6 protein-coding genes are annotated in these 12823 nt (G+C 35.1%); all 6 read left to right on the top strand.

The features are described 5' to 3' along the window. Nucleotide 1 precedes the first annotated feature (1 nt). The 6 genes from DFQ06_RS14420 to DFQ06_RS14445 all read left to right on the top strand — a co-directional run bounded on the left by DFQ06_RS14420 (nt 2) and on the right by DFQ06_RS14445 (nt 12723). Entirely contained in the window at nt 2–1489 is a 1488-nt protein-coding gene (locus tag DFQ06_RS14420) for a sulfatase family protein (RefSeq protein WP_052415494.1), read from the top strand. A gap of 22 nt (nt 1490–1511) precedes the next feature. Further along, entirely contained in the window at nt 1512–3845 is a 2334-nt protein-coding gene (locus tag DFQ06_RS14425; protein WP_133968441.1) for a GH92 family glycosyl hydrolase, read from the top strand. A gap of 37 nt (nt 3846–3882) precedes the next feature. Next, nucleotides 3883–5187 carry an alpha-L-fucosidase gene (locus tag DFQ06_RS14430; protein WP_206672775.1) on the top strand — a complete coding sequence of 435 codons (1305 nt, stop codon included), beginning with the start codon at nt 3883–3885 and terminating at the stop codon, nt 5185–5187. A gap of 13 nt (nt 5188–5200) precedes the next feature. Further along, nucleotides 5201–7309 carry a right-handed parallel beta-helix repeat-containing protein gene (locus DFQ06_RS14435; RefSeq protein WP_133968443.1) on the top strand — a complete coding sequence of 703 codons (2109 nt, stop codon included), beginning with the start codon at nt 5201–5203 and terminating at the stop codon, nt 7307–7309. Between the two features lie 625 nt (nt 7310–7934). Further along, entirely contained in the window at nt 7935–11030 is a 3096-nt protein-coding gene (locus tag DFQ06_RS14440) for a SusC/RagA family TonB-linked outer membrane protein (protein WP_133968445.1), read from the top strand. A gap of 16 nt (nt 11031–11046) precedes the next feature. Beyond that, the gene (locus DFQ06_RS14445) at nt 11047–12723 is read left to right on the top strand and encodes a RagB/SusD family nutrient uptake outer membrane protein (protein WP_042505132.1); all 1677 of its coding nucleotides are present in this window, start codon (nt 11047–11049) and stop codon (nt 12721–12723) included. Nucleotides 12724–12823 lie beyond the last annotated feature (100 nt).

Raw genomic sequence — 12823 nt, forward strand, 5'->3', positions numbered from 1 at the left:
CATGAAAATATCAAAATTAGTAGCTCTTTTTATGCTCGTTGTTGCTTCAGCTTCAGCTCAAAAAAAACCGAATATTGTTTACATCATTTGTGACGATTTAGGCTATGGCGATGTACAAGTTTTAAATCCTGAAAAAGGAAAAATACTAACTCCAAAAATAGATGCTTTTGCTAAAGAATCGATGACGTTTACCGATGCACACTCTGCTTCTGCCGTGTGTACACCATCGCGTTATGCCATATTAACTGGGCGTTATTCTTGGCGCTCTAGATTACAACAAGGTGTTCTTGGTACTGGTGATGAGTTAGAACCACTTATTGCCGAAAATATAACTACAGTCCCTAAAATGCTAAAAAGCGTAGGTTATAAAACCGCTGCTATTGGCAAATGGCATCTTGGATTTAAGTTTGTTGACGATGAAGGAAAACCTGTTGAAGTTTACGATGGCAAAAAAGTAATTGGCCCAGCTATTGGTTCTACGGTACCAAACGGACCAGTTTCTCGTGGTTTTGACTCTTATATTGGCTTTCACCACTCTCGAGTTATGAAAACGGTTATAAAAAACGATAAGGTTGTTGATAAAATGGAACCTGTAAAGATGCTACAATTTTTAGCTGATCAGGCAGAAGATTATATCGTTAAAGAATCTAAAAACAATACGCCATTTTTTATGTATTTGGCATTAAACTCGCCGCATAGCCCTGTAGTACCATCAAAAGCTTGGCAAGGAAAAAGTGGCATGGGAGATTATGCCGATTTTGTTATGGAAACCGATGATGTTGTTGGTCGTGTACTTGAAGCCTTAAAAGCAAATGGTATTGAAGATAATACTTTGGTATTCTTCACGAGTGATAACGGTTGCTCCTACCCTGTTGCAAAAGTTGGTAAGTTAGAAAATGAATTTGGACATTACCCAAGTGCTGATTTTAGAGGTTACAAATCTGATATTTGGGAAGGCGGACACCGCATTCCTTTTATGGTAAGATGGCCAGAACATATTGAGGCTAACTCTATAAACGATAAACTCATTTGCCAAACAAGTTTAATGGCAACTTGTGCAGAAATTACAGGTTTAAATATGGATGATAATACTGGTGTAGATTCGTATAGTATTCTTCCAATGTTGAAAAATAAAAAGGCTAAAACCGATTATAATTTAGTAGTTCATCATTCTATACATGGTAAATTTTCTATAAGAAATAAAAAATGGAAATTAGAATTAACGCCAGGTTCTGGTGGTTGGTCTAACCCAACGGATAACAAAGCTAGAAAAGAAAACTTGCCAGAAATTCAATTGTATAACATGAAAACCGATGCTGAAGAAACGACTAATGTATATAAGAAACATCCAAGAGTTGTTGCTAAATTGACAAAAAAATTAAAACATATTGTTGAAAATGGTAGAACAACCTCTGGAAAACCACAAGAGAATGATGTACCTGTAGATCTTTACAAAACAGAAACTACACAAAATACAGCAGCGCACTAATAGATTAAAAGCAGTCCATTACATGAGTACTACAAAAAGAAACATATTATTTTATTTCTGTCTGGCATTAACGGCTTTAGTGGCGAGTTCTTGTAATTCTTCAAAATCTGATAAAGAAGCAACTCAAAACGAAAAGCAACCTGTAGATTACATAGACCCTATAATTGGAGCGATTACTTATGGTAAAAAATCGAAGGATGCTCATGGTTTTGGTAAAACATTTCCTGGAGCTGCAACGCCATTTGGGTTGGTGCAATTAAGTCCTGATACGGTTTCAGATGGCGATAATGGTTCTGGGTATTCTTATGAGCATCCAACTATGGAAGGTTTCAGTTTTACACACATGAGTGGTGTGGGTTGGTTTGGCGACTTAGGAAATTTTTTAGTAACACCTACCATAGGTAAACTACAAACTAATCGTGGTGTCGCTAAAAATCCAGAAAGTGGTTACCGTTCTCGATATTCTCATGATACAGAAACTACAGAAGCGGGATATTATGCCGTTACTATGGACGATTATAATGTAAAAGCCGAATTAACATCAGCTCCAAGAGCAGGTATTATTCGCTTTACCTACCCTGAATCTGATAGTTCTAGAGTTCAAATTGATTTAGCACGTCGCGTTGGAGGTACTTCAACAGAACAATACATCAAAATAGTAAACGAAAATACCATACAAGGTTGGATGAAATGTCCGCCTGAAGGTGGTGGTTGGGGCGCAGGACAAGGGAAAGCAGACTATGTTGTATATTTCTATTGTCAATTTAGTAAGCCTTTAAAAGACTATGGCATTTGGAGTGCCGATATTCCTGATGTTCCTAGAAAAATGCGTTTTATTAGAAGAGATAACTATCAAGATTCTATTAAAAATGCTGAGATTTTTGAAGGTAAAACCGAAATGCAAGGCAAACATTTAGGTTTTTACACCAATTTCAGCACTACAGCAGGCGAGGAAGTTTTAGTAAAAAGTGGTATTTCATTTGTAAATATTGCTGGAGCTAAAGAAAATTTAGAACACGATATTAACCACTGGGATTTCGACAAAACAAAACAAGACGCTCGAGATAGCTGGAGTAAAGCCATAGCAAATATTTCTGTAGAAGGTGCTACAGATACTGAGAAAACCATTTTCTACACGGCGATGTATCATACCATGATCGACCCGCGTACATTCTCAGATGTAAATGGAAATTATATTGGTGCTGATAAAAAAATACATCAAACTAAAAACTTTACTTACCGCACTATTTTTAGCGGTTGGGATGTGTTTCGTTCCCAATTTCCTTTACAAACAATTATAAACCCTACTTTAGTTAATGATGAAATAAATTCATTATTACAAATGGCTGAATATAGTGGTAATGTATATTTACCACGTTGGGAAATGCTAAACTCCTATTCGGGATGTATGTTGGGTAATCCTGCAGTTTCTGTAATTGTGGATGCTTACGAAAAAGGAATTCGCAACTACGATATAGAAAAGGCCTTTACCTACTCTAAAAACACTGTAGATAATACCGGCAACGGTGAGTTAGGCTATTCAAACAAACATATTTCTAAAACATTAGAATATGCCTATTCTGATTGGGCTTTAAGTGTTATGGCCAAATCTTTAGGAAAAGATGATATTGCCGAAACCTATTTGAAGAAAAGCGAAAATTATAAGAATATTTGGAACAATGAGGTAAATTGGTTTAGAGCCAAAGACAGCAGTGGAACTTGGTTAGCATGGGAAGGCAAAACCGTGCATGGCCAAGGTTGTATAGAAAGTAATCCTTATCAACAAGGTTGGTTTGTACCACACGATATTGAAGGATTGAAAGAATTAATGGGTGGCGAAGAAGCCTTTAAAACCGAACTAGTTTCTTTCTTTGAAAATACGCCAGACGATTTTCTATGGAACAACTATTACAATCATCCAAACGAACCTGTACACCATGTCCCTTTTATGTTGAATGAAGCCGGTGTACCTCATTTAACTCAAAAATATACCCGCCAAATTTGTAGTGATGCCTATGGAACAGATCCTTATGGATTGTGCGGCAATGAAGATGTTGGTCAAATGTCTGCTTGGTACGTACTAGCCTCCATAGGCATCCACCCTATTGCTCCTGGCGATAATAAGTATCAAATTACGAGTCCGGTTTTTAGTGATATTGAAATAAAATTAGACCAAAATTACTACACCGGAAAAACCTTTAAAATTGTAGCAAATAACAATTCCGAAGAAAACATTTATATCCAATCCATGACACTCAATGGAAAACCACTCAATCGTTTCTATATAACACATCAAGAAATTACACAAGGAGGTGTTTTAGAAATGGAAATGGGACTCAAACCTAAAATAAATTAAAAAAAGCAAGCAAAAAAATACTAACTCAAAAAAAGAAATGATGAAGAAAATAGGACTAATATGTTTATTTGGTTTAATACTATTTAGTGCAAATGCGCAAAAAAAGTATGCCTACCCTATGCCAGAATATACGCCAACTGCGGGTAATTTAGAAGCTCGTGAAGAATTTCAAGATATGAAATTTGGAATGTTTATTCACTGGGGCGTTTACAGTATTTTGGCCGACGGAGAATGGGTAATGCTATTAAAAAAGATTCAAAAAGATAACTACAGTCGTTTAGCCGATTTTTTTAATCCTCAAGAATTTAATGCTGAAGAATGGGTTAAAATAGCTAAAGATGCCGGTATGAAATACATCACCATTACATCGCGCCACCATGATAGTTTCAGTATGTTTGATACAGATGCTAGTGATTTTAATATTGTTGATGCCACACCTTATGGAAAAGATCCTTTAAAAGAATTGGCAGAAGCTTGTAAAAAAGAAGGTATTAAATTAAACTTCTATTATTCTTTATTAGACTGGAGACGTGACGACTATAAAGATGGTAAAAAAGGAGATGAAGAAGCTTGGAATAAATATGTAGGCTTTATGAAAGCACAACTTACTGAACTGCTTACAAATTATGGCGAAGTAGGCTGTATTTGGTTCGATGGTCACTGGGATCAAAAAGAAGCTAACTGGCATTATGATGAGATTTACTCTTTAATTCACAAACTTAGTCCAAACACTTTAATTGCAAACAATCACCATATTCAACCGATTCCTGGAGATGATGTTCAAACTTTTGAGCGTGATTTACCAGGTGAAAATCACGGCGGATTTAACCATGGCGTAGAAGTGAGCCAATTACCATTAGAGTCTTGTGCTACAATGGCAGGGAAATGGGGTTACAGTATTTATGATAAAAAGTTTAAATCTACCAAACAACTTATTCACTTTTTAGTAAAAGCAGCAGGTAAAAATGGAAACCTTTTACTAAACGTAGGTCCAATGCCTAATGGTAAAATTCAACCAGAATTTGTTGATACTTTAGGAGAAGTTGGCGAATGGACTAGTAAATATGGTGAAAGTATTTATGGAACACGTGGAAATGTTGTTGGATCTCAAGATTGGGGAACCATTACTAAAAAGGATAAAACACTTTATGTTCACGTTTTAGAAGCACCATCAGAACCTTATATTTTCATTTCTGAATTTACCGAAAAAATTGCTTCAGCAACTTCTTTTGATGGAAAAACAAAAGTTAAATTCAAGCAAATGAAAGAAGGAACTTTTCTTTATCCTGGAAAAGATTTCGATGCTAGTATTGATGGTATTATCAAATTAAAATTGAAATAAAATTCTGAGTTCTATGATTAAAAAAGAATCGTTTTTTTTCATTTTAATAATTCTTTTAACCTTTAAACTTCAGGCACAAGTTACATTTTATGTTTCTACCGCCGGAAACGATTTAAATACAGGTAGCCAATCGCAACCTCTTGCTACATTGCAAGGGGCTCGCGATGCCATTAGAAACTATAAAAATGAAAATGGTATAAACCATAGTTTTGAAGTGCTTATCGAAACTGGAAATTACCTCATGAAAGCGCCTTTGGAACTCAACGCTATGGACAGTGGTTCATCTAACTTTCCAATAACCTACAAAGCAGCAAAAGGAGCAAAACCCGTTTTTAGTGGTGGAAAAAAAATAACAGAATTTAAAGTTAATTCAAATGGCCTTTGGGAAGCACAAATTCCAGAAAGCAGTTACTACAAATGGACCTTCGATCAACTTTATGTTAACAATAAACGCGCTACTTTGGCAAGAACGCCTAATAAAGGCTTTATAAAAATTGACACGGTTACACAAACTATTTGGAAGCAAGGCGCATCGAAAGTAGCCGAAAAAGCAGAGCAAAGCATTTTCTTTAATACTAAAGATGCCAAAATACTTTCAAAAATTAAACAGGAAGAAATTCACAATGTACGTTTTAAAGCATTCCATAAATGGGATTATACCTTACGACATATTGACGCCATAGATGCCGATAGTTTAAAACTTATTACTTCTGGTAAAGGTATGAAGCCATGGAATCCGTTAAAAAAGGATAGACGCCTTATTTTTGAAAACTATGAAGCGGCTCTAGATTCTGTGGGCGAATGGTATTTAAAAGATAACGGCACTTTATTATACAAACCGTTAGAAGGCCAAACTATAGCAAACACCGAAGTTATTGCTCCCGTTTTAGAAAACCTGATATCTATTTCTGGTACACCCAACAATAATGCAAAACACATTACTTTTGAAGGGTTAACTTTTAAACATGCGCATTACAAAATTCCGGTTACAGGTTCAGAACCAAATCAAGCTGCAGCAAAACTTAATGCGGCTATTATGGTGGAATACGCAAACCATATTGAGTTTTTAAAATGTGAAGTTTCGCAAATTGGTCAGCATGCCATCTGGCTTGGAAAAGGTACCACACATTCCAAGGTAGAACAATGCTATTTGCATCATCTTGGTGGTGGCGGTATCTATTTAGGGGATTTTAAACCTCTAGATGGTAAAGCGCATACTAACCATATTTCGGTAGAAAATAATATTATTCAAACCGGTGGCCAAGAGTTTCCTGCTTCAGTTGGTGTATGGGTTGGCCATAGTGCAGACAATACCATTTCTCATAACGACATTGGGAATTTCTATTATACAGGAATTTCGGTAGGTTGGGTTTGGGGCTATAAGCATAGTTTAGCAAAACGTAACACTATTACTTATAACCATATTCATCATATTGGTTGGGATTTACTTAGTGATATGGCAGGTATTTATACCTTAGGCGCTTCCGAAGGTACACAAGTTACCCATAATGTTATTAATAATGTTCACGCCTATTCTTATGGTGGTTGGGGTATGTATGCCGATGAAGGTTCTTCTGGAATTACCTTTAAAAACAACTTAGTTTACAATACTAAAACGGGCGGATTTCAGCAGAATTACGGAAAAAATAATACAGTTGAAAATAACATTTTAGCCTTTGCAAAAAAGTATCAATTGCAATGTACTATTTCTGAAGATCATAAATCTTTCACCTTTACAAATAACATTATCATTTTTAAAGAAGGCGTTGTAGCAAAAGGTGCTTGGGACCATGTTAATGCCAGCATGGATTATAACATCTATTGGAATATTAATGGTGGCGATTATAACTTCAATAATCATAATTTTAAAGGATGGAAAAAATTAGGCTTCGATAAAAACAGCCACATTTCTAATCCGTTTTTTAAAGATGCTGAAAGTTTTAATTTCAACTTCAAAAGAAATACAACATATAAAAAAATCAACTTTAAACCATTTAACTATTCCGAAGCTGGCGTTTATGGTAGTAATGACTGGATTGAAACATCCAAATTACCTCAATCTATTACAAAAGCCTTTGATGCCGCTGTTGAAAAGAATATGAAAATGAAGATTAAAAGATAATGGAATAACACCGTTAAAGTAATAGTCTATTGTAGTGTAAAACGACATCTTTTTAGCACTACAAGTATTATAAAATTACTAGTAAAAAACCTCAACTATTCTAAATAAATAGTTGAGGTTTTTTGTTTGTTTTTAAGTGAACATTTTATGATTGAAAAATGGCTCGATTACAACCTAACCATTCATCTAAAATCTTAAAATAAAAGCTCCTCATTTTCTATTGAAATCGACTGTACCAAAACAAAAATAAATTCTTTCATTTTTTAATGAAAATTAATTTCAAAAACAGCTCTTTTTTCAAACTTCTTCCCAAAAGAAAAAAGAATATCATCAGTATAGCAACTAAAAAAACAACATCACACAAACTACTGAAAAACAATAACTTAAAACATAAAAAAGAGACATTTACACGAGCTTAATTCATTTTAAAACCATGATTACCAGCACAAAAACAAAATATTTCTTACAAAACACCACAGGATAGTACAGGATGGAAGTACTGTGATAATAAAATACATTTATAATCTAGTTTATTTAATAAAACTCCTCTCGGATTTAAACATTAAATAAGCAAAAAAAAACAACCAATTTTAACTAAAGAAGTATCACAATTAAATCAAGATTTATGAACAAAAAATTAATATTATTTTATGTTTGCTTAATGTCTTTTACATTAGCAAATGCGCAATCGATTACAGTCTCCGGATTAGTAACCGATACACAAAATATGACTCTGCCCGGAGTTAATGTTTTAGTTGAAGGGAGTAATAACGGAGCTCAAACAGATTTTGATGGAAAATACAGCATTACTGCAAAAAAAGGTGATGTACTTGTGTTTTCCTATTTAGGAATGAAAACCGCTAAAGTAACAGTCGGCACATCTTCCGAAATCAATATATCATTAGAAGAAGATATTGCCGGACTAGACGAAATTGTACTTGTTGGTTACGGTACAGCCAAAAAGAAAGACATTACAGGCGCTGTTGAGCGGGTTACATTAGAGGACTCTCCTATCGCACTTTCGGCTAACACAAGTGTTTTACAAGCTATTAGAGGTGCTACACCAGGTATTAATATTGGTGCACAAAACTCTGCAGGAACAACACCATCTATTTTAGTAAGAGGGCAAAACTCTATTAATGGTAATAACGATCCTTTAATTGTTTTGGACGGTATTGTGTTTTTAGGAAGTGTTAATGACATAAACCCTAACGATATTGCATCTCTAGATATACTAAAAGATGCTTCGGCTGCTGTTGTTTACGGGTCTCGTGCCGCCAATGGTGTTATTTTAATTAACACAAAAAAAGGTAAAACAAGTAAACCTGTTATTAATTTCTCTACCTCTACAGGTTTTAATACTTGGCAAGATCAACCCGATTTATTAGATAGAGATCGTTATTTAGAGAAATATATAGCACAACAAAACATCGGTTCTATAGATGATATTGTTTGGGAAGAAGAATATAGAGGTGTATTACAAGACGAAGGTGTAGATACAGATTGGCTAGATTTAATTTCTAGAAACGGACAAATACAGAAACATAATGTTTCTATTTCTGGAAGATCTGACAAAGTTAATTATTTCATGTCTGGAGGTTATGAAGAGCAAGAAGGTGTTATTATTGGCGACCAATTTAATAGAATTTCTGTAAGATCACGTTTACAAGCAGATATAACAGATTGGTTAGAATTAGGTCTAGACGGATCGTACACAAACAGTGATTTTTCTGGAGTAACAGCCGACGTAGGTAGAGCATTTCAAATAGCTCCAATTGGTTACCCGTACCGTTACGATGGACAACCTTTTAATACAAGCTCTAACACCTCTACAGATTTAGAACGTTACCCAACGGCTAATAATGTACCTAACCCACTTTGGGGTACCGATGGAACTCAAGAAAATTTTGATAAAAGAAATTATTTTAGACTTGCTGCTAACGCTGTAGTCAAAATACCTTGGGTAAAAGGATTAAAATATACACTTAACTATACATTAAGTCAGCAAAACAGAAGTGTAGATCAGTTTCAGTATGAAGATTATTTTATAGCACTTCCTTCAGAGAATACGCCATATTTTGATAGATATTCTCAACAATCTATACAAGCAAACCTATCTCAAGCTAATGGTAGTAACTCTAGATATACCGATAGAAACTACGTTATAGACAATATTATTAGCTATAGCAATACCTTTGGCGAGCATAACATTGACGCCACTTTAGTTGCAACTAGAGATTACAGAGTAAACGACCTCTCTACCGTATCTGGAACCGATTTTGCTGCACTTGGTAATACAACATTAGGTGTTAAAGGTGTGCCTTTCGCAACAACCGTTACAAATTCATATAGTTTAGCAGAAAGATCTAACGTTGGTTATTTAGGTCGCCTATCATATGGTTATGCTGGTAAATACAACTTAACAGGATCTGTTAGACGCGATGGAGCTTCCGTTTTTGGAGCCGATAGAAGATTTGGTACATTCTGGTCTGTTGGAGGCGCATGGACGGTTTCCGAAGAAAACTTTTTAAAAGATAATTCTGTTTTAAATTATTTAAAAATTAATGCTTCTTACGGATTAAATGGTAACCAAGGTTTAGATCCATACGAAACCTTATCACCAGTAAGTGCAGGACAACCAGGTAATATTAGATATTCATTTGGAGACGATCCTTCTGTAAGTCAATTTGGTATTTCGCAGTCTGGTCTTGGTAATCTTGAATTAGGTTGGGAAGAAACTACATCTTTAAACTTAGGTGTGCATACAGCATTTCTAAACAATCGTATTTTCTTTGATGCCGATGTTTACTTCTCACAAACTCGCGATCAAATTTTTAATAGAGTTATACCAACTACAAGTGGATTTTCTAGCATATTGGCAAGTTTAGGCCAAGTAGACAACCGTGGTGTTGAGCTTACTTTACGTACTGAAAACATAAATACCGAAGAATTTAAATGGACCTCTACACTAACCTATTGGAATAACCGAAACAAAATTGTAACCCTATACGGAGACGATATTGATGGCGATGGCATAGAAGACGATGATATTTCTAACAGCTTATTTATTGGTAAATCTTTAGGTGCGCAATATGGTTACGAGTACATTGGTGTTGTACAAGAAAGTGACACACAGTATATCGCAGATAATGGAGCACAACCTGGAGATCCAATGTTTAGAGATTTAGATGGAGAACCTGGTATTACAGGAGACGACAGAAAAATTCTAGGCTATAATGTCCCTAATTTCAGAATGGGTTTCTCTAATACATTTACTTATAAAAACTTTAGCTTATACATGCTAATTAACGGCACGTTTGGTGGCGGAAGCGAAAATTATTTTATTGGTGCAAACCCTAGAAGTAACTCTTTCCAAAACCGATTTGATTTTAACGATATAGAAAATGGAGATTGGTGGACACCAGAAAACCAAAGTACCACGAACCTACGTCCAGATTTTAATGATAGTCGTTATAGCGGTTACCAATCTAGAGGCTTTGTACGTGTACAAAACGTAAACTTATCTTATGGATTTGACCAAGATATTTTAACCCGATTAAACTTAGGTATTCGTTCTTTAGACCTATATATCAGTGCCGATAACCCACTAATTTTTACAAATTGGTTTGGTGGTGGAGATCCAGAAAAAGGAATTGCAGCATTAAACGGAACGTTCCCTGTTATGAGCGCTTACACGTTTGGAGTTAACCTTAGTTTCTAATTTTAAAAAAAATATCATGAAAATAAATTATATAAAACAATTACTATTACTATCCCTGGTGGTTTTAACTACAGGTTGTAATGATGCAGAATTTTTAGACACGCCGCCAGAAACCTTTTTAACGGTAGATAATATTTTTACTTCAGGTACTCAAGTAGATCAGGTATTAATCACTATGTACCAACAAGATCGCGCCTTAAGATCGTATGTAGATAACAACCAAGGTCGTGTTATGCACGGGCAAGGTACAGATGTTTTAACCGTACCTACCTTTAGAGAAAACACGAATTTTAGTGATTACAACTCTACAATTACACCAAGAGCTGGCCGTTTAAACACGATATATTCAGAGCTTTATCAAATGATATCGCGAGCAAACCTTGTACTTTCTTTAGCAGAACAAACTGATATTACTTTTGAAAGTGAAGACGCTAGAAGCTATATCATTGCCCAAGCCAAATTCTTTAGAGCAAAAGCACATGGCCAAGCCGCACAATTATTTGGTCGTGTTGCTATTGTAGACGAACCAACAACTACCGTTAGGTTTGATTATGAACAAGCTGAAAGAGCCGAAATTTATCAATTTGCTATCGATGATTTAGAATCTATTTTAAACGATTTACCAGAAATAACAAGCGAACCAGGACGCGTAGTTCGTGGTGCTGCACAGCATTATTTAAGCGAGTTTTACCTAGGTGTTGGTATTGAGAATAATGACAACCTTGCTTATGATCAAGCTATAAAATATGCATCGGATGTTATTGATGGCGGAATTTATTCTTTGATGACAAGTCGTTTTGGTTCTAGAGCCGATGAGCCTGGAAAAAACGTGTACTGGGATTTATTTAGATTGAACAATCAAAATTATGCCGATGGAAATACAGAAAGTATCTGGACGCACCAATTTGATTATGAAGCTTACAAAGCTGGAGATAATGGTGCCAGATTACGTTACCCTTATTATTTTAGTCCAGTGTGGAGAGCTATAGAAGGTGTTATAGGCGAGCTAGAAGATGTTGGAGGAAGAGGCGTTGCTTTCCTTAGACCTACAGAGTTAACAGAAACCATTATTTGGGAACCTAGCATTTCTGATGGTGATATGCGTGGTGAAGAAAGTAACATTAGACGTACTGTTTTATACAATGACCCTAGTGCAGCTAATTTTGGACAAGTAGTACCTCAAAACGTTTTAGATGAAGCAAACTTAGGCTTAGCCGATGGCGCATATTTCCCAATTTTTGAAAAGTTAACTACAGATCAATTTGAAGGTCTAGATGATGGTGAAAGAAGAGAAGATATATGGAGAGATCGTTATGTAATACGCTTACCAGAAACTATTCTTTTAAGAGCTGAAGCACACTTAAGAAAAGGAGATACTCAATTAGCTGCCGATGATATTAATTTAATAAGACAACGCGCAAATTGTAATGTATTAGCAACTGCTGCTATGGTAGATCTAGATTTTATTTTAGATGAAAGAGCTAGAGAATTATTTGTAGAAGAAAGTAGATGGAACACACTATTACGTATGGGCGGCAATGTTGCTTCAGATCGTATTAGAAGATATGCTAGATACGATTATCAAGTTAACAGTTTAACATTCGACTTTAATACATTCCCTATTCCGCAAACGGTAATAGACCGTAATAAAGATGTTATTTGGGAACAAAACCCAGGTTGGGAAGGCAGATAATTATCAGTACGTATTAAATAGTTAGTTTTAGAAACATCCGGTAAATATCATTTTTATCGGGTGTTTCTATTTTATAAAATTTAAACCTCAATCAAATTCA

This window comes from Algibacter lectus (assembly GCF_004368925.1).
In the GTDB taxonomy this organism is placed as follows: Bacteria; Bacteroidota; Bacteroidia; order Flavobacteriales; family Flavobacteriaceae; genus Algibacter; species Algibacter lectus.

Excerpts from the sequence above, each read along its gene's own strand:
- DFQ06_RS14440 (WP_133968445.1), top strand. The coding sequence starts at position 7,935 with ATGAACAAAAAATTAATATTATTTTATGTTTGCTTAATGTCTTTTACA.
- DFQ06_RS14420 (WP_052415494.1), top strand. The coding sequence starts at position 2 with ATGAAAATATCAAAATTAGTAGCTCTTTTTATGCTCGTTGTTGCTTCA.
- DFQ06_RS14425 (WP_133968441.1), top strand. The coding sequence starts at position 1,512 with ATGAGTACTACAAAAAGAAACATATTATTTTATTTCTGTCTGGCATTA.
- DFQ06_RS14430 (WP_206672775.1), top strand. The coding sequence starts at position 3,883 with ATGATGAAGAAAATAGGACTAATATGTTTATTTGGTTTAATACTATTT.
- DFQ06_RS14435 (WP_133968443.1), top strand. The coding sequence starts at position 5,201 with ATGATTAAAAAAGAATCGTTTTTTTTCATTTTAATAATTCTTTTAACC.
- DFQ06_RS14445 (WP_042505132.1), top strand. The coding sequence starts at position 11,047 with ATGAAAATAAATTATATAAAACAATTACTATTACTATCCCTGGTGGTT.